At 33.8% G+C, this 23,873-nt stretch carries 28 protein-coding genes and 3 pseudogenes; 18 read left to right on the top strand and 13 right to left on the bottom strand.

The features are described 5' to 3' along the window. Window positions 1-140: 140 nt before the first annotated feature. Together DIZ30_RS01110 and DIZ30_RS13610 are read right to left on the bottom strand one after the other, a co-directional pair. Window positions 141-320: a hypothetical protein gene (locus tag DIZ30_RS01110; protein ID WP_002322938.1), complete on the bottom strand. Its 180-nt coding sequence runs from the start codon at window positions 318-320 to the stop codon at window positions 141-143. Window positions 321-498: 178 nt separating this feature from the next. Beyond that, window positions 499-753 (bottom strand): hypothetical protein, encoded by a 255-nt coding sequence (locus tag DIZ30_RS13610; protein ID WP_109023054.1) that lies wholly within the window; start codon window positions 751-753, stop codon window positions 499-501. Window positions 754-850: 97 nt separating this feature from the next. Between DIZ30_RS13610 and DIZ30_RS01100 the strand changes: the two genes are divergently transcribed. The 5 genes and pseudogenes from DIZ30_RS01100 (at window position 851) to DIZ30_RS01080 (ending at window position 3,744) form a co-directional block, all read left to right on the top strand. After that, a complete protein-coding gene (locus tag DIZ30_RS01100) occupies window positions 851-1,066 on the top strand; it encodes a hypothetical protein (protein WP_002323043.1) in 216 nt (71 codons plus the stop codon). Window positions 1,067-1,328: 262 nt separating this feature from the next. Next, entirely contained in the window at window positions 1,329-1,526 is a 198-nt protein-coding gene (locus DIZ30_RS01095) for a cold-shock protein (protein ID WP_002293041.1), read from the top strand. 278 nt (window positions 1,527-1,804) lie between these two features. Next, window positions 1,805-2,158, top strand: coding sequence for a helix-turn-helix transcriptional regulator (locus DIZ30_RS01090; RefSeq protein WP_002324895.1), 354 nt, complete (start codon window positions 1,805-1,807; stop codon window positions 2,156-2,158). Continuing rightward, window positions 2,136-2,819 carry a type 1 glutamine amidotransferase domain-containing protein gene (locus DIZ30_RS01085; RefSeq protein ID WP_002330163.1) on the top strand — a complete coding sequence of 228 codons (684 nt, stop codon included), beginning with the start codon at window positions 2,136-2,138 and terminating at the stop codon, window positions 2,817-2,819. Before DIZ30_RS01090 ends, DIZ30_RS01085 begins: the two co-directional genes overlap by 23 nt. After that, window positions 2,820-3,744 (top strand): annotated as a pseudogene (locus tag DIZ30_RS01080) (NAD-dependent epimerase/dehydratase family protein). 79 nt (window positions 3,745-3,823) lie between these two features. Here the strand turns inward: DIZ30_RS01080 and DIZ30_RS01075 are convergent. The 7 genes from DIZ30_RS01075 to DIZ30_RS01040 form a co-directional block, all read right to left on the bottom strand. Next, window positions 3,824-4,216, bottom strand: coding sequence for a VOC family protein (locus tag DIZ30_RS01075; RefSeq protein WP_002323082.1), 393 nt, complete (start codon window positions 4,214-4,216; stop codon window positions 3,824-3,826). Window positions 4,217-4,387: 171 nt separating this feature from the next. After that, window positions 4,388-5,179 carry a TraX family protein gene (locus DIZ30_RS01070; protein WP_109023052.1) on the bottom strand — a complete coding sequence of 264 codons (792 nt, stop codon included), beginning with the start codon at window positions 5,177-5,179 and terminating at the stop codon, window positions 4,388-4,390. A 490-nt stretch (window positions 5,180-5,669) separates the two neighbouring features. Beyond that, complete coding sequence (locus DIZ30_RS13605; protein ID WP_025477589.1) at window positions 5,670-5,960, bottom strand: hypothetical protein; 291 nt, start codon at window positions 5,958-5,960, stop codon at window positions 5,670-5,672. Window positions 5,961-6,077: 117 nt separating this feature from the next. Next, entirely contained in the window at window positions 6,078-6,338 is a 261-nt protein-coding gene (locus tag DIZ30_RS13600; protein WP_025481096.1) for a hypothetical protein, read from the bottom strand. A gap of 136 nt (window positions 6,339-6,474) precedes the next feature. Further along, window positions 6,475-6,888 carry an Hsp20/alpha crystallin family protein gene (locus DIZ30_RS01050; protein WP_002299276.1) on the bottom strand — a complete coding sequence of 138 codons (414 nt, stop codon included), beginning with the start codon at window positions 6,886-6,888 and terminating at the stop codon, window positions 6,475-6,477. A 455-nt stretch (window positions 6,889-7,343) separates the two neighbouring features. After that, complete coding sequence (locus DIZ30_RS01045; protein WP_002324037.1) at window positions 7,344-7,829, bottom strand: hypothetical protein; 486 nt, start codon at window positions 7,827-7,829, stop codon at window positions 7,344-7,346. 138 nt (window positions 7,830-7,967) lie between these two features. Further along, a complete protein-coding gene (locus DIZ30_RS01040; RefSeq protein ID WP_002289418.1) occupies window positions 7,968-8,183 on the bottom strand; it encodes a DUF378 domain-containing protein in 216 nt (71 codons plus the stop codon). Window positions 8,184-8,405: 222 nt separating this feature from the next. Between DIZ30_RS01040 and DIZ30_RS01035 the strand changes: the two genes are divergently transcribed. The 9 genes and pseudogenes from DIZ30_RS01035 (at window position 8,406) to DIZ30_RS01005 (ending at window position 14,224) form a co-directional block, all read left to right on the top strand. Continuing rightward, window positions 8,406-9,206 carry an SDR family oxidoreductase gene (locus tag DIZ30_RS01035; protein ID WP_002299273.1) on the top strand — a complete coding sequence of 267 codons (801 nt, stop codon included), beginning with the start codon at window positions 8,406-8,408 and terminating at the stop codon, window positions 9,204-9,206. Window positions 9,207-9,224: 18 nt separating this feature from the next. Continuing rightward, the gene (locus tag DIZ30_RS13595) at window positions 9,225-10,379 is read left to right on the top strand and encodes an HTH domain-containing protein (protein WP_002322732.1); all 1,155 of its coding nucleotides are present in this window, start codon (window positions 9,225-9,227) and stop codon (window positions 10,377-10,379) included. A 35-nt stretch (window positions 10,380-10,414) separates the two neighbouring features. Beyond that, window positions 10,415-10,636, top strand: a complete 222-nt coding sequence (locus tag DIZ30_RS13590) for a hypothetical protein (protein WP_002319294.1) — start codon at window positions 10,415-10,417, stop codon at window positions 10,634-10,636. 103 nt (window positions 10,637-10,739) lie between these two features. Then, complete coding sequence (locus DIZ30_RS13585) at window positions 10,740-11,090, top strand: PTS sugar transporter subunit IIA (RefSeq protein ID WP_229205521.1); 351 nt, start codon at window positions 10,740-10,742, stop codon at window positions 11,088-11,090. Beyond that, window positions 11,083-11,574, top strand: a complete 492-nt coding sequence (locus DIZ30_RS01025; RefSeq protein WP_002299268.1) for a transcriptional regulator GutM — start codon at window positions 11,083-11,085, stop codon at window positions 11,572-11,574. Before DIZ30_RS13585 ends, DIZ30_RS01025 begins: the two co-directional genes overlap by 8 nt. Further along, window positions 11,562-12,116: a PTS glucitol/sorbitol transporter subunit IIC gene (locus DIZ30_RS01020; protein WP_002319296.1), complete on the top strand. Its 555-nt coding sequence runs from the start codon at window positions 11,562-11,564 to the stop codon at window positions 12,114-12,116. The genes DIZ30_RS01025 and DIZ30_RS01020 overlap by 13 nt, the downstream gene beginning before the upstream one ends. A 17-nt stretch (window positions 12,117-12,133) precedes the next feature. Then, window positions 12,134-13,129: pseudogene (locus DIZ30_RS01015) on the top strand (PTS glucitol/sorbitol transporter subunit IIB). A gap of 17 nt (window positions 13,130-13,146) precedes the next feature. Next, window positions 13,147-13,545: a PTS glucitol/sorbitol transporter subunit IIA gene (locus DIZ30_RS01010; protein ID WP_002319298.1), complete on the top strand. Its 399-nt coding sequence runs from the start codon at window positions 13,147-13,149 to the stop codon at window positions 13,543-13,545. Further along, window positions 13,529-14,224: a fructose-6-phosphate aldolase gene (locus DIZ30_RS01005; RefSeq protein WP_002323639.1), complete on the top strand. Its 696-nt coding sequence runs from the start codon at window positions 13,529-13,531 to the stop codon at window positions 14,222-14,224. The genes DIZ30_RS01010 and DIZ30_RS01005 overlap by 17 nt, the downstream gene beginning before the upstream one ends. A gap of 570 nt (window positions 14,225-14,794) precedes the next feature. Here the strand turns inward: DIZ30_RS01005 and DIZ30_RS01000 are convergent. Further along, on the bottom strand, window positions 14,795-15,682 hold the full coding sequence (locus DIZ30_RS01000) for a peptidyl-prolyl cis-trans isomerase (protein ID WP_002299262.1): 888 nt from the start codon (window positions 15,680-15,682) through the stop codon (window positions 14,795-14,797). Between the two features lie 184 nt (window positions 15,683-15,866). Between DIZ30_RS01000 and DIZ30_RS00995 the strand changes: the two genes are divergently transcribed. After that, the gene (locus DIZ30_RS00995) at window positions 15,867-16,706 is read left to right on the top strand and encodes a CPBP family intramembrane glutamic endopeptidase (protein ID WP_002296628.1); all 840 of its coding nucleotides are present in this window, start codon (window positions 15,867-15,869) and stop codon (window positions 16,704-16,706) included. Window positions 16,707-16,823: 117 nt separating this feature from the next. Here DIZ30_RS00995 and DIZ30_RS00990 read toward each other — a convergent pair whose 3' ends face one another. Beyond that, entirely contained in the window at window positions 16,824-17,024 is a 201-nt protein-coding gene (locus tag DIZ30_RS00990) for a hypothetical protein (protein WP_002299261.1), read from the bottom strand. 1,315 nt (window positions 17,025-18,339) lie between these two features. On the opposite strand from DIZ30_RS00990, the gene DIZ30_RS00985 reads away from it, so the two are divergent. The 3 genes and pseudogenes from DIZ30_RS00985 to DIZ30_RS00975 all read left to right on the top strand — a co-directional run bounded on the left by DIZ30_RS00985 (window position 18,340) and on the right by DIZ30_RS00975 (window position 21,932). Then, the gene (locus DIZ30_RS00985) at window positions 18,340-18,846 is read left to right on the top strand and encodes a cysteine hydrolase family protein (RefSeq protein WP_002298694.1); all 507 of its coding nucleotides are present in this window, start codon (window positions 18,340-18,342) and stop codon (window positions 18,844-18,846) included. A 167-nt stretch (window positions 18,847-19,013) separates the two neighbouring features. Continuing rightward, window positions 19,014-20,926 (top strand): annotated as a pseudogene (locus DIZ30_RS00980) (alpha/beta fold hydrolase). Window positions 20,927-20,930: 4 nt separating this feature from the next. Continuing rightward, a complete protein-coding gene (locus DIZ30_RS00975; RefSeq protein ID WP_109023051.1) occupies window positions 20,931-21,932 on the top strand; it encodes an alpha/beta hydrolase in 1,002 nt (333 codons plus the stop codon). Window positions 21,933-22,133: 201 nt separating this feature from the next. On the opposite strand, the gene DIZ30_RS00970 is transcribed toward DIZ30_RS00975, so the two are convergent. Together DIZ30_RS00970 and DIZ30_RS00965 are read right to left on the bottom strand one after the other, a co-directional pair. Next, on the bottom strand, window positions 22,134-22,340 hold the full coding sequence (locus DIZ30_RS00970; RefSeq protein WP_002296638.1) for a DUF3955 domain-containing protein: 207 nt from the start codon (window positions 22,338-22,340) through the stop codon (window positions 22,134-22,136). Window positions 22,341-22,985: 645 nt separating this feature from the next. Next, entirely contained in the window at window positions 22,986-23,834 is an 849-nt protein-coding gene (locus DIZ30_RS00965; RefSeq protein ID WP_109023050.1) for a MurR/RpiR family transcriptional regulator, read from the bottom strand. Between the last annotated feature and the right edge of the window lie 39 nt (window positions 23,835-23,873).

The raw sequence follows: 23,873 nt of genomic DNA, 5'->3' as shown, positions 1-23,873 counted from the left end.
GCTTACAGTGTTCTATTAAGTCGAGCACAACGACGTTTTGAAGGAACTTTGAGATATTCTTTAGGATATTAAAATTAACTAGCACCACGGGTTTTTCATATTTTTTAGTTACATAGACATTCAGAAAAAAAGACAATCAACTAGTGATTGTCTTTTAGAAAATTTCCAATTATTTTTGTGATATTACTAGAAAATGAGACAAGAGCAAGACCTAAAATATTTATGAAAAAATTGAAATCTAAAAAAATAGCATTAAGTATAACAAGAATCATTCCGGTGTATAAAAATATATTAGCATTAAGTTTGTTGATAAGCGTCATTTTTCTTCCTCCTATCACTTTTAGATAAGAGTATCTCTTATTTATTTTATAGTCAATACCTTAATAATAAGTCGACAGAAACAAGAATTAAGGAGAAACAGTTGGATGTCAAGTGATAGTACTAGTATAAAGACAAAAACAACAAGTGAGAAAATTTATAGTTATAAAAGCAGAAAAATTAATAATTCTTATAAAGATATCGCAAAACAACGATAAAAAGAATAAGAGATAAAAACAACCCTACTACGTAAAAATTTAATGCTGAAAGCGATTGATAAAATGTATGTTTTATTATTTTTATTATAAAAAACACAGATGGTAAAAAAGAAAGCACTAATATAATCGCTTTTCTAGAACGTTTAGTGAAGTAAAAGAAAGAGATGACACCAATACAGACTGGAATCCAAAATAAAAGCATACTAAATGTGACCACAGCATCATCTCCCATATAGTCTTATATCAATTAGGATAATAGCATTTTATCAACTAATAGCCAACTAATAACCAAATAATAAGAAGAATAGTTTCGAATGAATCACAGATACCTCAAATTAACAAAATTAAGAAAACACGAACTAACTGCAGCGAAAGCAAAATTAAAAAAAGAATACGGAGCTTCTGCAGAAGAAACATATAAAGTTGCGAAAAATTGTATTGCTAATATAATCACACTGCAAACATTTTGTTTAAAAACGGAAATAGTTAACGAAGAACAAAAAGAAACTAGATATTACTCGATAAATTGATAGAGAGATCATTCATTGAAGGTCTTTCTCGTTGGTTAATCAATTATTGTGATTTTCTGAAATTTCACATCTTTTTTATTTATATTTAAACCGTATATCGAGTGATTATCCTTGTGTTAGCATTACATCCGTGTTATAGTAAATAAGTAATCTAATTTGAAACGTAATCTGAGCGATATATTCACACTATAAAAACTCCTTTTACCAAGTAATATTAATTGCAATAAAACACGTATTATATACGTATCAGGAGGAAATATATATGAATAACGGTACAGTAAAATGGTTTAACTCAGATAAAGGTTTTGGTTTCATCACTGGTGAAGATGGAAATGACGTATTCGCTCATTTCTCAGCAATCCAAGGAGAAGGCTTTAAGTCTTTAGATGAAGGCCAAGCAGTTACTTATGATATTGAAGAAGGACAACGTGGTCCTCAAGCAGTAAATATCGTAAAATAATGTTGAACGTTAACCGCCTCATATGAGGTGGTTTTTTTGTTTATGTCGGTAGAAAAAATTCCTCACCGTAATATTAGGTGAGGGATTTTTTTCGTTCATTAATTAATTTTAACATTATTTTTTGCTTCAGTTTGGCTATTTTCTGACAGCCAGTTTTTACCTGCTTTATTTGAAATTGTCGAATCGTAAAGAAGCTACTTTTTTGAGCAAAGGAATTTACATATTTTATTAAAAATGGTTTAATGGTTTAAACTAATAAACGAAAGAGGTGGATCACAATGAATGGACACGATCGCTTAAAAACAGAACTAGAATCATTAAGTGATTTTTTAGCAGCTTTAGGTGACAGAAAAAGACAATTGATTTTGATTAGATTATTAAATGAAAAAAGCTGTCATGGTTTGCAAGTAGGAGAACTAACTGACGATACAGGTTTATCAAGACCAGCAGTATCGCACCACTTGAAAATTTTAAAAGACGCCGATTTATTAGAGGTCAGAGAAGAAGGAACTAAAAATTTTTACTATTTAAAACACGAAAATAAAAATATATATAAACTAAGAGATTTTTTGTCTGACGTAATAGATGAAATAGAGGAGCTAAAAAACAGTGAAGAAAATTCTGATAGTTGAAACAAATGTCAATCAATACAAAGGAACAAATAAAGCTACTGGGCTTTGGCTAGGAGAAACAGTAGAATTTTTAGCAGAAATCTATAAATATCAATTTGAAGCTGATTTTGTCAGTCCGTTAGGTGGTTATGTACCGATTGACCCTCGAAGTATGAGAAATCTAGATTCTGATGTAATAGACCTTTATTCTAATAAAGCTTTTATTGAAAAAGGTTTGAGGAATACGTTGTCTCCTGCAAACGTAAAGAGCAAAGATTATACTGCTATTTACTTTACTGGTGGGGGTGGGCATGGTGTCATGTGGGATTTTCCCGAGAATAGTGCATTACAAAAAATAGCTAGTGATATTTATGAATCAAATGGATATGTGTTATTTGTGTGCCATGGTATAGCAGGTTTATTTAATATCAGACTTGCTAATAATGACTATTTAATAGCAAATAAAAAATTGACTGGTTTTACTAAAGCGGAGGAATTATTGGCGATGAAAAGCAAAGTAGTTCCTTTTGATAATGAAGAGATGACTGTAAGGAGAAAAGGATATTTTATCAAGAAGCGTTTCTTTAAGAGTCATGTGGTAAAGGATGGACATCTGATTACTGGACAAAATCCGTATTCAACAAGAGAACTAGCACGAACATTCATTAAGGAGGTTATCTAAATGCAAACAGTTATTGGCAGTAATGGCCAAATTGGATACGAGTTAGCAAAAGAACTTAATCAAACTTACGGGAAACAGCTTCGCTTAGTTAGTCGAAATCCGAAATCAATCGACGATACAGACGAACTAATCTCAGCGGATATTTTTAGATCGTGAGGCAACTATTCGCGCTGTAGCAGGAAGTGAGATTGTTTATTTTGCTGCAGGATTACCGATGGACTTCGAACAGTGGAAAACAAAATTTGAAATCATGTTAGAAAACGTCATACAGGCTTGTAAAGAAACAAAGGCGAAATTAGTTTTTTTCGATAATACTTATATGTACGAAAAAAATGACACGGAACAATTTGAGGATAGCAAATTTATTTATGATGGTATCAAATCCACTGTTCGAGCTAAAATGGCAGACCGGCTAGTGACTGAAATGGAGAATCCTGACATAGATGTGATGATTTGTCGCGCTCCTGAATTTTATGGACCTAATAAGACGCAAAGTATTACAAACAGTTTATTGTTTAACCGAGTGAAAAATGATAAGACTGCTTTGTTACCAATTTCTGATCAAACATTAAGGACATTAATATGGACACCTGATGCTAGTAAAGCCATGGCGCTTTTAGCAAATCAGCCTGACACTTATAACCAAACCTGGCATCTACCTTGTGATGTAAGTCGAACATATGAAGAGATGATAAAGTTGATGGAAGAAAAATTGCACAAACCGGTAAAATATAAAGTGATCAAACAATGGATGTTTGATCTTGGCTCTATATTCAATAAAAATATGCAAGAGCTAAAAGAGTTATTACCTAGATATCATTATGACAACAAGTTTAATTCTGATAAATTTAAAAAGAAATTTCCAGATTTTGAAATAACAACATTCTCAAACGCATTAGACGATTTATTCAAGTTAGAAAAGTAATATTACTCGAGAAAAAAACGATAGTTGACTTTCCGTATTTAATGGATGTCAACTATCGCTTTTTCGTTTTATCTCATGGCTAGAATAACAATTGCCAAGTAAAGCCAAACTTGTCAGTCACCCAGCAAACTTCCGTATACTTCTCATAGTTTTTTTCATGCATCATTACAGTTCCGCTATCTTTTAATGTATTAAACGCCTGATCGAATTCTGCCTGATCATCTACTTCAATCAAAATGGTAGATGCCCAGGTGGAGGCAGGTGCAGGGAAATCTTTTGACATATCCAAAAATCCAATTACTTGATTGCCTAATTTAAGTTCGCCTTCAAGGATAAGATCCGGTTCCTCTTTACTGGTATCTCCATACCGATTCAACTTAGTGATTTCGGAGTTAGGAAAAGCTTTGTGATACCAATTGATTGCTTCTTCTGCTTGACCATTATACGTCAAAAACGGCAATATTTGCTTCATCTTTTTCCCTCCAGATTCCTTTTTGTGAGATCGATTGCAAAGCGATTGTAACATGGAATGGGTAAAAAAGACTAAGGAAAGGAACTAAATCGAAATGGTGAATTCTCCTGCATAAGTTTCATGGGATTCTTTAAGTGTTTATGACAAGTTTTTCTTTCATTAATAATCAGTCTAGTATTTATATAAAAACGCGGATAGCAAATATAATAGGGCAATATGTGCCGGATAAAAGATATAGAAGAAATATTTCATTCCTTTTCCTTTTTGTCCGTTATATAACAATATCGGGATGACTGAAAAGATCATTATCCACTGGGTCGTACCCAAGAAGAAGTATATGCCGGCAACGATTGAGATAATAATACATTGAATGCTACGGTGATTTCTTGCTAAATAAAGTAAAGGAATCAAAAGAACCATAAAATTATTTTCTGCTAAAAGCAGTGCAGGTAAAAATGACGTAATCAGCATAAAAACAATTTTATTTTGAACGATTACTGGACTGGAAAATAACAAGGGAATAAATAGTGAGAGTAAGATTGGTAAAATGAACAAGAAAATACTTGTAAGAATCTTTTTCCAACTTCCAGTATTTTTTCCATCAGTGAAAAGATCAATTGCATACATCATGACCGTACCAATAAACAAATCTCTAAAAATATTATTTATCAATACCACTTCATCATAATGAACGATATTACCAAGAAAATAAGTGAAGAAAGCCATAAGAACCATTGAGAAATAAAGTCGCTGCATATATTTCTTTTTATCATGTGTATGTGAGAAGCCTACAACGCTTATAAAAAAGAACAAAGTAGCAACTGGCCTACCAAACCAATCCAGCCAATCGGGAGCACCAAACGGATAAAACATTTGATGAATGTGATCGATAAACATCAACGTAATCCCTAAAATTATTAGATCAAAGGTAGAAAATCCTTTTTTCAAGCTAACAGTATTCAAATTTTTCCCTCCTAATTAAATAAATGAAACAAGTGACAGTTGTATTATTAATAAAGTTGAGCAAGAATCACAATCGAAAAAGCTAACACTTTTGTCATATGATTTTCTATAATAATTAACGAGATGGAGAAATCATCTTTGAAATATTAATGAATGGGAGATAAAATAGAGCGTAACTATAATTAAATTATGTAAACCTAAAAACTGCAAGTAATTTCTATGCCAATGTATCACGAAACTAGAAGTACTCCAATTTGTCTAAACGTTTATCTATAATAAAAAAGTGCGAAATGCCGCACTCTTTATTTAGTTTTTATGCAAAAAATCAAGTTATAAGATAAAGTAGGTGAGATTTTGTTACTATGAATAACATAATAAGAAAGTAAAGTGGATTGATTTGAGATCTTTTTATACTTCAAAAAAGATAACACCCAACTTTCAAAAATATGTTTTGGAAGTTGGGACAAACGAGTTAATACATTTTAATACATTATTTTTTATTCAAAAAAAATAGCACAATGGCAAAGATCATAAGAGAGATCATAATCCCCAATGAATGACTAAAAAGAAAAGCAGAATCACATGCCATATCATCCCATATTTCTTCAAGAAAATAAATAAGCGGGAAAAAGGGAAGGAATAGTAGAACATCGATCCAGCACCATTTTTTTCTTCTTTTGAAATAACATAAAACAATAAACATGAACGTGCAGGGAAGTAAAAACAAAGCTTTACTCATAACTAACAAAATACCAGCTCCTTTTATTTTTTTCTCCCCCACATTCAAAGAGTCACAATGGTATGTACTTAATAATAGAAAAATGGATCAACTTGTATGAATATCAGCTGAAAAGATCTGCACCAAATAAAAAACTTCCAGCCAAAACTGACTGGAAGTTTATTTTTTTCTGAAATATTCTAACACAAATATGAAAAAGATGGCTGAAGCTAATAAGCCGATTTCGTAGCAAAACAATGAGATACCAGAGTCGTAATAATAAAATCCTCTAATCTTATGGATAAAATAGATCATCGGACAAGCAGATAAGAGTAAGTATTTATTAGGCCTTTTGAATAAGTAAAAGAAAGCACTGGTCATTATGATAAATGGTATCCAAAACAAAAGTTTACTTAAGACAATCAAATGATCAACTCTCATATTTTTTACCAAGAGAGATCATAACATCTTTATCGTAAAAACAAAATATTTTTTTGCTCATTTTGAAAATTTAAACATACTCGTTCTTATCCAAATATATAAAAATCGCCCCTCATCCATCGAGAGGCGATAAGTTCTAATTTAACTCAATTTTTTTTGTTTCTTTTGGCTGATGAGCTGTTTTAGGTAATACTAATTTCAGCACACCGTTTTTAAAGGTTCCAGTGATTTTTTCTTCATCAACATTAGGAAGATAGAATGAACGTTTGTAAGAGACCGAATGTCTTTCTTTCCGTACATAGTTGCCATCTTCTTTATCTTCTGTATGGGACTCATGATTGGCGGAGATCGTCAAAGTATTATCTGAATATTCAACTGTCGTGTCTTCTTTGTCACAGCCAGGCATATCAGCAGTTAGTTTGTATTCTTTTTCATTTTCGACTAAATCCACTTTTGGATAACTTGAAACACCTAAAAAATCATTGAATGCTGGACTAAACACGTCATTGAAATCAGGGAACATGTCGCGAATGCTAGGTACATTTGCCATTTTTAATCATCCTTTCAATAAGTATTTTTTATTTATCCCTATTTATGTAATAACTCTATTTTGAAAAAAATGCAAGTATAATGGTTAGCTTTGTGAATATTTCATCTAATACGATACAAAGGCTATCTTTCTAATTTGAAAAAGGGATCATTAAAATAATAAGAAGAAAATATGTCAAAAGGTAAAAAAAGTAAATTCTTCTATCCAAATATAGAAAAATTGAATCTAGAAAACCGTCCGACAATAAATTTCATTAACTCAGTTGACCGAAAATGAAGTAGATACCAAAAATTTATCAAGAGAGCAAGTAGAGAAGTGAGTATATTCATAAGAGAAAAGCTGTAACGAATTATTAGGTTAATGCAAATGCTTATTTATACTCCGTATAACTTTCTCAGAAAAAATGATACCGATAATGACTTGCTAGTACTGTAAATCCGTATAATATCATCTAATCAAAATGGTGTTCCATTTGCATCTGTCATCGTAATCGATCCTTCGGGTGACACTCGATAAAAACCAACGCTTCCAGATCCCCCTTGGGAACGGATTTGTTTGCTGGAAGCTGTGAACAAATAATCTCGATCAATTTTTTGATAAAAGCTAATAACAATATCGTCACTTTGTAATTCGGAACGGTGGGCAATAAGAAATAGAAGTGCTTTGTCAGAGTTTTCTAATGGAAGAGAAGGTACAGTGCTTTCTTGCATTTCAGATGTTGAAGAAATGCTAGACGACTGAATACTTGATTGGCTATGTTGCGAATCTACATTACCAGTAGAAGTATTAGTAATGGAAGTAGTAGAAGTACTTTTAGTTGAACCAACCTCAGTTGTTGAAATGGCTGCTGAAGATTCTTTAACAGAATTCTTTGTTTTATATCCACAGGCAGAAAAAAGTATTACAGTTCCCAATAAGCCTGCGTAAATCCCTTTATGCATGATAGCTCCTCCTAAAATAGATTATCTTTATTCAGTATATCACTTAAACAAAGAGAAGCAGATGGTTTAAAATGAAAAAACCTTCCCAATAAAGGGAAGGTTCATGAAGATAATAACTTTTTTAATAATTATAGCTTTCTAATATCTTTCATCAACTTTTCTAGTAATCATTGGGAAAAATTTCAAGCAGTAGATCGCACAAATACCTACGACGATATAAATGATCTTCGCAAAAATAGTTGTTGAACCACCAGCAATCATAGCTACTAAATCAAGTTCGAACAAGCCTACCAACAGCCAGTTCAACCCTCCCACAATCAATAAAGTTAATGCAATAGCATCTAAAGTTTTCATTAGAATTCTCCTTCCTTAAATGATAAAACAATTATATATCAAAAAGAGAAACATTGCTTATATAACGCTCAGGAATTTTAGTAATCTATGCAAAAAGATGAAAATTTTTTTGCTCTTCCATTAGTACACATTTTTTAGCTGAAGCTGTAAATTTCATGTCTTAATTTTTTTTAGTGAGCTTTTATACTGGATTTGTAAGAAAAAAGAAGGAGAGGATCACATATGCCGGATTGGTTGGATATTGCAGGAAAAGTAGTAATTGTAACTGGAGGTTCCTCAGGAATTGGAAGAAGTATCGTCGAAAATTTGTTGAAGCAGAATGCACAAGTAGCGAATTTTGATGTAACTGAATGCCGTATACAGCATGAAAACCTACTATCTTTAAAAGTCGATGTGTCTTCTAAAACGGACATAGAAGAAGGGATATATAAAGTAATGAAACATTTCAAGACGATCGATGGTCTAGTCAATAATGCAGGAATAAATATTCCTTCTCTTCTAATAGATAGAAATCATCCAAAAAGCAAGTATGAATTATCAGAACAAGTTTTTGATAAGATGATCGCTGTCAATCAAAAAAGTGTATATTTGATGAGCCAAGCAGTTGGAAGAATCTTGGTGCAAAAGGGATCAGGAGTGATCGTGAATCTTTCTTCTGAATCAGGATTGGAAGGATCAGAAGGACAGAGCTGTTATGCTGCTACAAAAGCAGCGATGAACAGTTTTACTCGTTCTTGGGCAAAAGAGTTAGGAAAGAGGAATGTTCGTGTGGTAGGTGTTGCACCAGGGATACTGGAAGAAACCGGTTTGAGAACACAAGAATATGAAGAAGCTCTTTCTTATACGAGAGGTATAAGCGTCGAACAGCTGAGAAACGGTTACAGTCGAACAAGTACGATCCCTCTAGGAAGGAGTGGTAAGCTGCAAGAAGTGGCGGATCTAGTCTGCTATTATCTTTCAGAAAGATCAAGTTATATCACTGGAGTCACGACTAATATTTCAGGAGGTAAAACAAGAGGATAAAGGATAGGGGGGACGCACGTGACGCTAGTAAACAGATGGTACCAATTATTGAAATTACTAGTCACTCACAAGAAAGTTTCAATCCAGGAAGTGCAAAAAGAAATCAAAACCAGTAATCAAACCATAAAAAAAGATATTGGGGAGTTGAATGAAGAAATTGCCGGTATTGCAAAAATCATCCAAAAAAACAAACATTTTGAACTTGAAATTTATGATTTTGATTTTTTTGATGAGATCATGCAAGGAAAATTGAAAACAGCCAGTGATTTCAATTCGGCATCCAAAAGAATCGCTTATTTACTAAATAGGCTGATCGAAACAGAGGATTTCTTACGTATGGATGATTTGTCTGAAGAAGTCGGTGTCAGCAGAGGAACAGTGGTCAAGGATCTAAAGACATTAAAAGAGATGATCAATGATTTTGATGTAAAGATTACAGGCACACCAAATAAAGGACTAAGAATAATAGGAGATGAGCTAGAATTACGACTACTTTTGTTTTATTTTGTTTCTCCCTACTTTTCAGAGACGAAAACAGAACAGGTTCTAGAAGAAAAACAAGCAATCAAACATTTTCAGAAGAAGACGAATGCTAGTAAACAAGAAATCACCCTTTTGACGAAAGTTATCGGTATTTCTTTGAATAGAATCTCTAGTAACTATCTGTTGAAGAAGCCCATCAATCGTTACAGTGGGTGTTTTGAATATATCCAAGAATTCAATGAACTGATCAATCGGTTGGAAGAAATCTATGAACTAACTTTGAGCCAATATGAAAAAGATTTTGTCAGTTTTCCTTTGAACATCATCAACACAAGTATAACGATGATAAGAAAAGCTAACTCTGATTTGCGCTTATATTTCGACCCCATGATGATGCGTATTCGACGATTAGATCTCATTGATCTGGATGAGTCCTTCTTATATCAAGAGATGAAACAGCACCTCTCTTTATTGATAAATCGGGTAATTTTTCGTTATCGATTGACTGATTTATTTTATGGTGAGATAGAAAAAAAGTATCCTTTTTCTTACCAAATCGCTAGCGAATGCATACAAGCATTAGAAGCTATCTTGCAACATAAGATCTCTAAAGTAGAGATCAGCTACCTAACGTTGTATTTGGAGTTAGCATTTCGATATCAAAAGAGCATTTTTCCTCTAAAAAAGTAGCCATTGTTCATACGACAGGAAAAGGAACAGCATTAATGATCCAAAGACAAATCAAAAGGATATTGGGGACGGATATACAAATAACACATGTTTCAGAAGAACAATATGAAAAAGTAGATCTAAACAAATATTTCGCTGTTTTTACAACGATTCCGTTAAAAAATGTAAATGAAGAGACACCGGTGATCCATTTGACTAATCTTTTCGATGACTCTTGGTTAAGGGCACAATGGCAAAAAGCAAAAAAAAGCGATTAGTCGGGTTTCATTCTACTGTTTTTTCTATCAAATATGGAAAGAAAAAAAGACGTATCAAGAATATTTAAACAAATTAGTCGCTCCTTTGATCAGAGGCTATTATGTGGATGAAGAATTTGAAAAAAGGATCTTGAAAAGAGAATCTCAGCAAAGCACATTTGTTAACAAAGAATTTGCTTTTCCTCACACAACCAACCAGCTATCTCAACACATTGTTTTATCAGTAGGGCTAATAACTGATCAAGGTTTAGCAGAAACAGGAGGAAATGGAGTTATTTTTTTATTTGCCATACCTGAAGAAATGACGGCTGAAGTTGAAAATGAATTATTTGAGCTATACGATATCCTATTTGAACTCATAAAAATGGGAATAGATGAGTTTATTGAATTAGCACCGACACAGGAATCATTTTTAAAACTAATCAAAAGTAAAGGAGAGAGACTTCATGAATGATATGTATCTATTCATAGTTTTCGCAGCTTCAGCTTATGTGCTGCAAGCAGTTATCAGTTGGAAGCAACTAAAGCATTTCAATCAAACATATAGCGAACTGCGAAGAAAAGGAAAAGTAGCGATTGGTAAACGACCTGGGAAAATCCGTTCAGGCACGATTGTTATGCTAGCTATAGACGATCATGATCAAGTTTTAGAAGTCAGAAAAATGCAAGGGGTTACATCTTTGGCAAAATTTCATTCATTACCTGTCTATGCGGGTGAAGATATCCATTACATCGATCGTTACCATCCCTCAGTTCGAGCGGAAGATCGTTTGACACAAGCAGCTTTAGAAAATGCCAGAGAAGTATACTTACGAATAGAGGCAGGAAATGAAAAAAGTGAACAACCTACATTGCCTTTTATTGCTATGCTCAATAATTTTCGGATATGGAAAAGTACGATCAAAGAAAAAAGGAGTGACAAACGATGGATATCATAACAAAATTTGCTGAGAGATTTATGAGGCTGTTCCAAACAGGTGCAGAAACATTCATAAGCTGGATGACAGGAATCGTACCAGTTGTCTTGATGCTGATGGTTGCAATGAATACGCTGATTGCTTTTTTAGGTGAAGACCGAGTAACGAAAGTAGCCAAATTATCAGCGAAAAATCCGCTTACTCGTTACCTTGTGTTACCGTTCTTATCTGCTTTTATGTTGGGAAATCCTATGTCATTTACAATGGCTCGTTTCCTTCCAGAATACTACAAACCAAGCTATTATGCTGCTCAAGCTCAATTTTGTCATACGAGCAATGGTGTATTCCCCCATATTAATCCTGGAGAATTGTTTGTATGGATTGGGATTGCTCAAGGGATCGAAACCTTAGGGCTAAATTCGATGGAGCTGGCTATCCGATACTTGCTTGTGGGACTGCTGATGAACTTTATTGGTGGTTGGATAACTGATTTTACTACTGGATTTGTATGCAGACAGCAAGGAATCGTTCTTAGCAAAAAAGTAGAGCTTTCAGTTGATTAGAGAAAGGAGTGTTTTAAATGTATAGTGATATCAAGATCGTAAAAGGAAACGGCGGGTATGGAGGTCCTTTGATTATTAGGCCGACAAAAGTTAAACACAAGTTCATCTATGTCACAGGTGGAGGTGAGAGGCCAATGATCGTAGATAAAATAGAAGAACTGACAGGTATGGAGTCTATCAATGGATTCAAAACATCAATACCTGATAGTGAAATCGCGCTTGCAATCGTTGACTGTGGAGGGACTCTTAGATGTGGAATTTATCCTAAAAAAGGGATACCAACCATCAATATCGTTCCCACAGGAAAAAGTGGCCCATTAGCACAATATATCACTGAAGATATTTATGTTTCAGCAGTAGGATTAGAACAAATACAGCCACTAATGGAAACTAGTGATAACAAAGAAACAGTAAATACTACATCTCCAGATAAAAAGTACAAATATGATACTTCTAAAAAGATAACCGAGCAAAAAGCAGAGCAGCAAAACTGGATAGCAAAAATTTGAATGGGCGCGGGAAAAGTAGTTGCTACATTCAATCAATCAGCAAGAGAAGCAGTAGATACGATGATCCGGACAGTGATCCCTTTTATGGCTTTCGTTTCCCTTTTGATTGGTGTGATACAAGGTTCTGGGATCGGTAATGTATTTGCTAACATTATGGCACCTTTAGCAGGAAATGCAGTTGGATTAACAATCATTGGCTTTATTTGTTCACTGCCATTTTTATCTCCTTTGCTTGGTCCAGGGGCAGTTATTAGCCAAGTGATTGGAACATTGATCGGTGTAGAGATTGGAAAAGGAAATATTCCTCCCCAATTAGCATTACCGGCACTATTTGCTATCAATACTCAAAATGCATGTGATTTTATTCCAGTCGGTCTAGGTTTGGAAGAAGCAAAAGCTGAGACAGTAGAAGTAGGTGTACCATCAGTTCTTTATTCAAGATTTCTTAACGGCATCCCACGAGTTATCATTGCTTGGGTAGCAAGTTTTGGATTATATAGCTGAGTTTAGGAGGAACAGAGATGACGATCTTTGAAACGGTTGTAACAGATGTTGGTATAGAAGCAGAAGTATTCAGGAAAGAAAAAATAATGATTTTATTTGGAGATGAAGCACCGGAAACATTAACAGATTATTGTTATAAGATTGAATTGAATCAGGTAAGAAAAGAAATAACTTGTGATATGAAGCTCTGCTTTGATAAACAAATGTATGTAATCACAGCAGTAGGAGATGTTGTCCAAACTAATTTGAATGAATTAGGACATATCACGATAAAATTTGATGGATCTCATGAGCCGGAACTTCCAGGAACAATGTATGTAGAAGATAAGGAAATGCCGTATTTAAGAAAGGGGACAATCATTAAAATCGATCAAGAGGATCAGAATGGGGGAAAGCTATATGGAAATCATGCTTGATACAGCAAATACAAAAAGTATTTATTCTTGTCAACAGTTTTTGAATTTAACAGGCGTAACAACAAATCCTACTATTCTAAAAAAAGAAGGAGCGTCAAACTTCTTCTCGCATATGAAAGAAATCAAAAAAATAATCGGACAGATTCCTATCCATATTCAGACAATAGGAAGAACGGAAGAAGAAATGATAGAGGATGCTCGAGTTATCATAGAAGAACTGGGAAAAGATACGTTTATCAAGGTGCCGGTGAATCAAGCAGGCCTTCAAGCGATCAAAAAGTTGAAAAAAGAAGGTTATTTGATTACCGGTACAGCTATTTACACAGAATTACAAGGGTATTTAGCTATTAATAATGGAGCAGATTATATTGCACCTTATTATAACAGGATGCAAAATCAAGGCATTGATGCTATGAAAGTGATTGATTCGTTGCGGACTGAGATCGAACGTACGCAAAGTCCAACAAAAATATTAGCAGCTAGTTTCAAAAATTGTGAACAAGTCACTACAGCCATTCGATCTGGAGCTCATGCGATAACGTTAGGTAAAGAGCTACTAGATCAAGTATTAGAGATGCCCTCGATTGATAAAGCAGTGAGGGGCTTCCAAGAAGATTGGGTGCAAACTTTCCAAGCAGAAACGATTGGTGAACTAAAAAAGGTCGCTGATTACTTCTGAATCAATTTCTCCATAAAATAAACGATAGCCTTCTCGAAAACTCGAGAAGGCTATCTGACGATTCAATATTCATTAATTTAAAGTTTGGGTGACTATTACTAACTATTACTTATTTCTCATTTAAACGATGTATTCCCTAACCTCTAATACATCCTTGTAACTCTGAAGTTACGCCAGTTTTGAATAAATTTCATAAAAACAAATGAAAAGTGTCGCATAAAAATATCTTTCGTGTTTCTCTAGTATAACAGAATAAGAAGAACAAGTCCAGAAGGGATATTTTCAGTCTTTTTTTAAATAACTTTTCAGTCGAGTTTGAGTTTATGATAGTTGTTTTTGAAGCGATACGGCAAGTGAAAAAATAGGGGAGCATGAAAGAATCTACTTAATGGCGCATTGATTCATGTGATAGAAATAAAAAACTTTTTTAAATTTATATCCTCATGATTGTAACAAATAAAAAAAGACCCCAATGAAGTTGTGGCAAAAGTGGTTTGCCTCAAAAATAAGAAGGAATTTCCAAAAATCACTTCTCAAATTTTGCCACATCCCCAATTGGGTCAAATTTGTTTATTTGAATATATTTTTTACATAAGGATCTTTAATAGTTACATTGTCTTTTTTCATCACTTTACGGATTGTTTTATCCATGAATTCCGTATCAAGAGTTTTTGCTTCGGTAGCAATTTTTTCTAGCTCAGATTTGTATTTGCCTTTATTAGAACCTTTATCCTGTTTTTTTACCATTTTTACTAGATAATAGCTTTGCTGATAAGTCGTTGGATCTGTTACAGGAATGATATCAGAAACTTCCCCGTTTTTTAGTTTAAATGCTGCTTTTTTTACTTCAGTAGGAATCTCTGGATTGGTTGAATCAAAATTCATTTTTCCATCAGTTTCCTTTAATGTTTTATTTTTTCCATAAGCTTGAACAAGCTTGGAGAAATTTTCCCCTTCATTTGCTGCTTTTTTTGCTTTATCTGCTTCTTCTTTAGTCGAAAATAGAATGATCTGTGTACTAACTTCTGGATAGAATTCTTTCCAAGCAGTGTCTAGATCTTTATCTGTTAATTTTACATTGGCTTTCAAACCGTATTGGAAAGCCAGCATCTGTTTAAAGAGTTTCTTATATGTCTCTTCTGTTTGGCCAACTGCTTTTAATTGTTCCTTGTAGTTTGGACCGAGTTTTTTGATTTGTTCATTATATTCTTTTGTTACTTCCTTTGAAGAAATCTCTTTTCCGTATACATCATCAAATGCTTTGAAGACAATCATTTTTTTTAATAGTGTTTGATTATTTGATTTAACTTTTGGGTTATCATAAAAATCCTGAACTGTAAGTGTTCCACCTTTAAACGTTGCAATCGTTTCATTGGACTTGCTACAACCTGAGAATAGTAAAATTGCACATGCTGAAAGGCACATAATTAGTAGTTGTTTTTTCAAAAAATTTCCCATCCTTTCCTTATTAAAAACAGTCTAACAGAAGAATTAGGGAGACAGTCTTTCATTTTCGTAAGGTTGCTGTAGATATTCTTAGTTCGTAAAAATCTATTCTCTCTATGATGGAGAACATTTACATAGTTTTCACGAGACAAGAAAGAAAAGGGTTGTTAAACTTAATATAAAGGAGGGATGAAAGATGATCAGGATTATTCGGTTGATTGGATCTGTTTTAATAGTCTTAGTTGGTTTTGTTTTAGGAATTCTTGTCAATAATGCACTTGCGGATATGTTTATTGGAAATAGTGAATGGATTGGAGCAATTGCCGGTACAGTCGGACATTTAGCTGTTTTTTTACTAGCTTTATTTCTTGCTAGTAAGGTCGAAGGAAAAAGAATAGAAGATTATGGTGTTTCTGTTCGAGGAAAAGACTGGGGGTATTTAGCGGGAGGTCTCGTTGTTGGAATTGGAGTGTTTCTGCTTATTACTAGTCCATTATATTTGACGGGGGCGTATCGGTTAGATTCAGGAAACGCAAACATTGTGCCGCTGATAACGAGTTTTATTTTATTTATTGCAGTGGGGGCATCAGAAGAGCTTTTATTCCGTGGCTTTTTTCAGCATCAGATGCTTAGATTTGGTCCGTTAATAGCAATGATTGGATCTGCTGCATTATTTGCTCTTTTGCACGGATTGAATCCTAACATGACATTTCTGGCAGTTTTCAATATCTTTTTAGCAGGTTGCTTTTTCAGCGCACTTATCTACAGTACAGGAAGTTTATTTACGGCTATTGGTGCTCATATTACTTGGAATTGGACACAAGGAGCTATTTTGGGTATACCAGTCAGCGGAACGCAAGAACAAGGTTTTTTCTCCACTCTGATCCAATCGCAAAATACAATAATTACTGGGGGAAACTTTGGGGCTGAAGCATCTATATCGACTACATTATTCTTGTTAGTCTTGATTGTTGGTTTGTTACTCTATGCATATAAAACAAAGCGGATGAAGAAATACACTGCTGTTTATCAATAACTATATAGCTATTAATGATTATCCATATTTAAAATGTTATATGGAGATCAACAGAGTATACTTTAGTACCTGCTATAAGCAACAAAAAAGTCCCTTCTAATAAAAGAGACTTTGAAGTTATTTATTTTTTTTGGATTTCCTGTAAATTGAAAAAGCTTCAAGAACACTTAAAAACAATACCGTATAGAAACCAGAACCTATAAAGTCTTTATTTAGTAAATATTCAACAGAAATTCCGATAATACTACCTAACAACAAATTGATTAAAAGGGAAAGATAAGGATGTTTTTCGTAGAATAAATCTATTTTAGCTTTCATAGGTTCTCCTTTTGTATTATTTACTCTATTTTATAATCAGTGGTCACAGCTCTTCTCACTCCGTCATAGCCAGTTCGTTTGTAAAATCCTACCCAGCTATTACAATTTTTGTCTTATAGTCGAGCGACTGCATTTACTGGGATATTGCCATAATTTGTCCAATCAGCTGCTAGAGTAGGCAGTATTTATAGCTCCAGCTGTTATACCAGTACTTAAAGCAATATGAGGATATTGCCATGCTTCCCACGTTGCAACATTAGCACGAGCTTTTGTTTCCATTTTTACTACCATAAGACGACCGTTCTCGTCTTTTCTATAGATACATTCAAGTTATCATCGTTAGAATAACTAGTATTTTTGATGATATTTTGTTCGCTAGCAAAAACAATTCCAGTTGGGAGAATTGTTGATCCAAAAGTTAGTAACAAGGTTGATAATAGCAAACTTTTTAATAATATTTTTTCTTGATGTCCGCCTCTTAAAATAAATTGTAATATACGTATTTACGAATTTAATATAACATGTGACTTGTTTTAAAAGAGAAAAAATCACAAACAGTTGTTTTGAAGTCATAATCGCTAGTGTCATTTGACGTGCTAGTAAACAGAATGTATTGCCTAAAAATTATCCTTTAGACGAAAGAAACAAAAATTAGTTGTATCTATTTTAATTATTATGATACAGGCAGCAGAGCATATGTTTTTGATATTTTTAATACTTGAGAAATTTCATAGTAAGTAGTAAGGTACCTACTGGTTCAAAAAGATGTGGACATTGATCTATTAGTATAGAAGTAATTGATTGATTTTATTAAAACTCGACATAAAAGCTTTAAAAAGAGACATGGAGAATAAAGAAAAGAATTAGTGATAGAATGATAGTATAATAGTTTTTACTTCATAAGATAACAACTGCTCAGTAGTCAACTGAAAGTGGTTGTTTTTTGTTTTCTCTATCTTTTCAAGATATCTTTTATAAATGGTTTTTCTTTAAACATGCCAACGTTTTGCGCGTCTAGAAGACGAGCAACCAGAACCTGTATATAATTTAATCATGATACATTCCTCCAATAGCTAAATATTTATGAAATAATAACATGAAGAAATAGTCGAAAAGTGCCATTTATAGGTGTAAAATAAGAAAATGTTGTCACGTATAAAGGAACGAACGAGATAAGAAATGCTATCAAAGGAACCCCAATAAAAAAATCAGAAAATGGAATATATTTTTTTGATTTCTAACCATAAAATGGAAAATAGTAGTAAACGAAACATCATTAGAAGAAAGAACTAGAAAAAAGAAAGAAGGCATACGTATGTCAAACACAGCCGACGCAATAGTAGTGATCGATTTACAAAAAGGGGTATGTTTTGATTCTTCACCGATACACGAATTAGAAACAGTGACAGCATTAGTGAATAAAAGAATCAAAACATACGAAACGATTGGAAAGCCAGTTATTTTCGTTCAACACGAAGATGATCAATTAGTGCCACAAACAAAACCATGGGAGATATTGTCGGAATTATCTATTCCTGAGCACAGTTATTTTGTGAGAAAAACCCATGCGAATTCATTTTATAAGACTAATTTGAGTGTTTTATTAACTGAATTGGACTGTCATTCGATCGAATTATGTGGGGCACAAGCAGAGTATTGTATAGATACGACTGTGAAGTTTGCTCATGGATTAGGATACCAGCTTATGATGTGTAGAGGAGCAACGACAACTTATGATAATCCTTTTATGAAAGCAAAGGAAACAATCGCTTTTTACGAGAAAATTTGGGATAAACGATTTCTGACATTTTTGGAGCAATAAGTTGTTTCTTCGTTTAAAAAAAGCAGAATGGATACTGGTTTATCCATTCTGCTTTATTACGTAAAATGAGAAAATAATCCTGTTCTATTTTTATGGGATAAACCATTTATTTTTTGTATAAAAAATGTTTGCGTTTACATACAATTCTCCTAGAAACATAAAAAGGAGTGAATAGCTTGAGAACAAAACAAGTATTAAAGGGAGCGTTGGTCATCTTATTTGCTGTAAGTACAAGCGTCCCGCAATGGACAGTATATGGAGAGAGCATTTCTTCCGAATCGGAATCTCGGGAGGTAGAAACCACAGAAACTACTGATGCTGGAAATGAAACGAAATCGAGTACTTCACAAACAGAAACAAATACTGAAACAACGGCTGAGACATCTGTTACTAGCACAGATCAAGAAACGACCGCTACCACAGATAACCAACAAACAGAAGAAGCAACAGCTACAAAAATGTCAAACGACGAATCCTCTTCTGCTAAAGTAAGTGACAAAGAGAATGGGACAGAAAATGATGATATCGGTAAAGGTGAAAATTTCAATGGTAAAGAATATTTGAATTACTTCGGTAAACAGATGACAGAAATACTTAATGGACCAACAGAAGACATCAAGTCAAAATTAATAGAGTTATTAGTCACTGAGCTTGCTGTTAATGATTATGGTGTAGATAAAGAGATTATCAAACATCTGATTGCTACTTATCTATTGTACGATATCGCTTTTGCAAAAAACAGTGTGTTGATGTCGATGCTTGGAGGTACAGATGATGGGACAACGCCTACAGAAAACACAGGCTTCTATCCAAATACAAAACAACTTCATCAAACTGTACTAAACAAACAAGATGGCAAAATGATGGATGTATATGCATATTATGTCGATCAAGGTTCAGATAAAACAGTCATGATCCATGGCGGATTTCGAGGGAATTGGAATAACGGGATCATTACAGAAGAATACAATGATTTTTATAAGGCCGGGTATAATTTATTATTTGTTGATTCCAGAGCGACTGGTAATAGCGGAGGCGATTATGTGACCTATGGACAATATGAGTCAGATGACGTCCTTTACTGGATAAATCAAGAAGTTCGAGAGCGGCCATCTCAAAAGATTTTACTTTATGGTGGTTCGATGGGAGCAGCTACGATGATGTCTGTATTAGCGAAAGATATTCCTGTCAATGTCAAAGGAATTATTGAAAATTGCGGATTTGCATCAATTGATGAACAACTACGTTTTACGTACAACCAGACAGTAGTCCCCGCACTACCGGATGCCATAAAAAATCAGTTAGACATCATTGGGGATCAAGAGCATGAATATTTATTTATGGGCCTTTTGAAACAATACTATTTTGATCAGGAGATGCATTTGGATACAAAAGCTGCTCTACCTACGATTGGAATGTCAGATTCATTGCCTAAATTGATTATCCATGGAACAGCAGATGATGTAGTACCTGTGTCTAACGCGCAAAAATTATATGAGTTATCAGGAGGGTATAAAGATCTTTTATTAGTAGAAGGAGCAGGGCATGGAAAGGCACAGGAAGTTGACCATGCTGCCTACACGAAACATGTAACGGACTTTTTGAAAGTAGTGTTTCATGATCAGATAAACGTAAAGTATGTGGATGAAAACAATAAAAGTCTACTCAAAGACCAGGACGAAATCCAGCTTTACGGAGCTTATGGAGAGAATTATATGACAGAGCAAAAGACATTCGAAGGATACGAATTAGCAAATGTTGAAGGACCGACTGAAGGGGTTTTTAATGAGACGATACCAACTATTATTTACCATTACAAAAAAATCCCAGTAGCTCCACCAAAAAAGCAAGATCCGACAGAGAATGCAGACAATAAGGGAAAGAATGAACCTCGAGAGGATCAATCAAGTGATGATACGCAACCGATTCAGATGACAGTGAAAGTACAAAAAAAGACAGATGCAAAAAAAGAATGTTGCCGAAAACTGGAGAAAAGAAACATTCGCTTCTCATTTATTCAGGTGGATTTTTATCTGTTAGCACGATTATCACATGGATTTGGCGAAGAAATAGAGGGTAAATGAATGAAATGGTTCAAGCGAATAGTGATTGCAGTACCAGTTATCATCGTAGTTATTTTAGTCACTGTATTTTTGATTAATCAAATCACACCAAAGCCGATTAGCTTGCTTGTTAGAAAACAATTTGACACAAGTGAAAAAGAACAAGTATATGCCCGACCAGATGATTTCCAGCAAACAATCGAACAAATCGATATAAAAAAAGAAATATCCTATCCTTCAAAATACAAAAATAATAATATGGATATCTACACACCGAAAGTGGAAAAGAAAAAGTCACCGATTCTTTTCTGGATGCATGGAGGCGCATATGTAGGAGGGGATAAAAATGATTGTCGTGATTATTTGGAATATCTATGTTCAGACACGCAGCAAATCATCGTAAATATAGATTATGAACGATCACCGGAAGCAAAACATCCTACACCAGTTATCCAATTGAACGAAGCCATTCAAGCAGCTAAAAAAGAGATAAAAGATCAAGCAGATTGGTCGAATATTTCGATTGGTGGAGATTCGGCAGGTGCACAAATTAGTGGAGAATATTTGTTAGCACTTCAAAATGAAGAAATTAAAAAAGCTGATCATCTTGATCCGACTTTGGAGAACAAGCAGATTACGAAGTTTATTTCTTTGTCTGGTCTGTTGGATCCTTCTGCATTTACTCAAGTAAGTGATAAAATCTCTAGCTTTCTTTATGAAAAATGTGGATGGGCTTACTTTGATAATAAGGACTTTGAACAATCAGAGAAGGTCAAAAGTTTAGCCTTGGTCAGACATGCGGATCGTTGGACGCAAAACACATTCTTAACGGATGGAAATACAAATACGTTTACGAAACAAATGGAAGAAGTAACTTCTGTATTTGAGAAAGCGGGGGTGAAAGTCACAAAAGTAGATTATGCGGAGAAAAATGCTGTTTTGAACCATGAATATCAGTTTGATTTCAGCAATAAACAAGCGCAAGAAACATATCAAAAGTTAGTAATGTTTTTCAAGGAGTAAAGTCTTATGATGCAAAAGAGGTTGTAATCTGTCACTTAGCTCCAAGTCACAAGGAGCAATTTCAATAAACAAGCTTTTCATGGTTTATGAATATTGTAACTTGTGACTGAGGAGTTAGAGATGGCAAGGGGCACCTTTTATTCGAAATTTGGGAATATCACACGATTATTGTCACGATCTCTTTTACGTAAATTTTATAAGTCAGATTTGTTGTTTTGATCGTTTAAAAAAAGCAACAAATCCGAAGCCTGCGGAGGCAAGAAGGGACAAAAAGCCGAGTGGTAAGCAAAAGAATGCTGGTTCCACTAATATTCCGTTGTTATTGATATAAGGCTGGGAACAAAGATGAATAGCAAATAAAATCAATGCACTAGCGAAAAAAAGCAAAGAAATATGGATAGCTTTCATAAGCAGCACCTCCTTTTTTATAATTGTATGATAAATAGATTAAGAATCTATAAATGTGACAAGTTTGTTAGGATGTGAATAAAATGATCATCCAGCGAACTTGAAACAAAGATGGCTAATGATAAGCAATTAATGATTCAGCAATCAGATAGTTACAAAGTTTACCATCATACGTCTAGACCAATAATAGAAAATATGGGAATATAATAGAAAAGATTTAGGATACCCCCAAAAGAATTTCCCCAAAAATTCGATGTATCCTAAACTTTTTTATTTTACATAACAATCATATCAACTGTGAAATAAAATTACAAATGATAACCTAAAATGAGGCCAAAAGCCAGTGTTATCAAGGAAATACTTAATTTACCAAAAATTTTTTTAATTTTTTAGAAAATAAGAAACAAAAATAATAAAAAAAAGAAAAGATAAATTTTTTACTACTGTATACTAACTTTGTTATCGCATCTAACAAGTAACTCGAATAATACCAATACAACCTTCTCCAAAGATGCGATGACATACGTTCTAACCCACCGACTATTGATGTTCTGTACCACCCTTGCAGAACCAAAAAAGCCACTACCAAATATTTGGTAGTGGCTTTTTTTGTTTTATGGATTTTTCGCTTTTTATGTTATGGTGCTATTCTTTGATTTCAGAAATCGTATGTCGAACTTTAGCGATAGAACGACGTGATTCTTTTTCGTTGTAAAACATCAAAATCACATATAGAGAGTCCAAAATGCTTAGTTGAGAAATACGGGAAGCTAAAGCTTCAGATCGGAATTCTGTTTCTTCAGAAATAGAAATAAAAACGACATCGCCAAGTTTAGCAAGGGAAGAATTAGCTTGGCTAGTAATAACGATTGTTTTTGCTCCAGTTTTTCTTACGGTTTCAGCAATATGGATTGTTTCTTTTGATTGCCCTGTGTGAGAAATCAAAACAGCACAGTCTTTTTCCGTCAATAAAGAAGCTTCCATCAATTGAATATGGTAATCCGTGCTGTGAGAAGTTGCAATAGGGGAACGCAAAAATTTATGATAAGCGTCAGTTGCTACAATCTCTGAACCGCCAACACCGAAAAAATAGACACGTTTAGATTCATTGATAATAGTAGCCGTTTTTTTTAGATCCTTTTGTTGTAACAACTTTTTTGTGTCATTTAAAGTTGAAATACTAGACTCGAACACCTTTTGCGCCATAGTGAGCTCAGTATCTGTTTTCTGAATATTTTCGTGGATAGAAATAGCAGATAGATCATTTTCTTGGATCAACATGGCCATTTTAAAATCTTTAAATCCATTATAACCAAGTTTTTTTGTAAATTGAAAAAAAGTAGAGTCAGCAATACCTAGTTCACTTGCTAAATTGCTAATCGGACTATGACTTACTTTGCTTGGATTTTCTAAAATATAATCGGCGATAGCCTGTTCTTTTGGGCTGAAGTCGTTGTACATTGTTTTGATTTGTAGTCTTATGGAGACGCTCATGAGAATTCCTCCTTTTCATAATAAGATTATCATTTTTTC

It is taken from the genome of Enterococcus sp. H57, assembly GCF_003112495.1.
GTDB lineage: Bacteria > Bacillota > Bacilli > Lactobacillales > Enterococcaceae > Enterococcus_B > Enterococcus_B faecium.
Note: the sequence above shows the minus strand (reverse complement) of the source record. Positions and strands in the feature narration are given on the sequence as shown.

Coding starts and splice junctions, on each gene's coding strand:
- DIZ30_RS01110 (WP_002322938.1), bottom strand. CDS start 320: ATGACGCTTATCAACAAACTTAATGCTAATATATTTTTATACACCGGA.
- DIZ30_RS01100 (WP_002323043.1), top strand. CDS start 851: ATGAATCACAGATACCTCAAATTAACAAAATTAAGAAAACACGAACTA.
- DIZ30_RS01095 (WP_002293041.1), top strand. CDS start 1,329: ATGAATAACGGTACAGTAAAATGGTTTAACTCAGATAAAGGTTTTGGT.
- DIZ30_RS01090 (WP_002324895.1), top strand. CDS start 1,805: ATGAATGGACACGATCGCTTAAAAACAGAACTAGAATCATTAAGTGAT.
- DIZ30_RS01075 (WP_002323082.1), bottom strand. CDS start 4,216: ATGAAGCAAATATTGCCGTTTTTGACGTATAATGGTCAAGCAGAAGAA.
- DIZ30_RS13600 (WP_025481096.1), bottom strand. CDS start 6,338: ATGAGAGTTGATCATTTGATTGTCTTAAGTAAACTTTTGTTTTGGATA.
- DIZ30_RS01050 (WP_002299276.1), bottom strand. CDS start 6,888: ATGGCAAATGTACCTAGCATTCGCGACATGTTCCCTGATTTCAATGAC.
- DIZ30_RS01045 (WP_002324037.1), bottom strand. CDS start 7,829: ATGCATAAAGGGATTTACGCAGGCTTATTGGGAACTGTAATACTTTTT.
- DIZ30_RS01040 (WP_002289418.1), bottom strand. CDS start 8,183: ATGAAAACTTTAGATGCTATTGCATTAACTTTATTGATTGTGGGAGGG.
- DIZ30_RS01035 (WP_002299273.1), top strand. CDS start 8,406: ATGCCGGATTGGTTGGATATTGCAGGAAAAGTAGTAATTGTAACTGGA.
- DIZ30_RS13590 (WP_002319294.1), top strand. CDS start 10,415: ATGATCCAAAGACAAATCAAAAGGATATTGGGGACGGATATACAAATA.
- DIZ30_RS01025 (WP_002299268.1), top strand. CDS start 11,083: ATGAATGATATGTATCTATTCATAGTTTTCGCAGCTTCAGCTTATGTG.
- DIZ30_RS01020 (WP_002319296.1), top strand. CDS start 11,562: ATGGATATCATAACAAAATTTGCTGAGAGATTTATGAGGCTGTTCCAA.
- DIZ30_RS01010 (WP_002319298.1), top strand. CDS start 13,147: ATGACGATCTTTGAAACGGTTGTAACAGATGTTGGTATAGAAGCAGAA.
- DIZ30_RS01005 (WP_002323639.1), top strand. CDS start 13,529: ATGGAAATCATGCTTGATACAGCAAATACAAAAAGTATTTATTCTTGT.
- DIZ30_RS01000 (WP_002299262.1), bottom strand. CDS start 15,682: ATGGGAAATTTTTTGAAAAAACAACTACTAATTATGTGCCTTTCAGCA.
- DIZ30_RS00995 (WP_002296628.1), top strand. CDS start 15,867: ATGATCAGGATTATTCGGTTGATTGGATCTGTTTTAATAGTCTTAGTT.
- DIZ30_RS00990 (WP_002299261.1), bottom strand. CDS start 17,024: ATGAAAGCTAAAATAGATTTATTCTACGAAAAACATCCTTATCTTTCC.
- DIZ30_RS00985 (WP_002298694.1), top strand. CDS start 18,340: ATGTCAAACACAGCCGACGCAATAGTAGTGATCGATTTACAAAAAGGG.
- DIZ30_RS00975 (WP_109023051.1), top strand. CDS start 20,931: ATGAAATGGTTCAAGCGAATAGTGATTGCAGTACCAGTTATCATCGTA.
- DIZ30_RS00970 (WP_002296638.1), bottom strand. CDS start 22,340: ATGAAAGCTATCCATATTTCTTTGCTTTTTTTCGCTAGTGCATTGATT.
- DIZ30_RS00965 (WP_109023050.1), bottom strand. CDS start 23,834: ATGAGCGTCTCCATAAGACTACAAATCAAAACAATGTACAACGACTTC.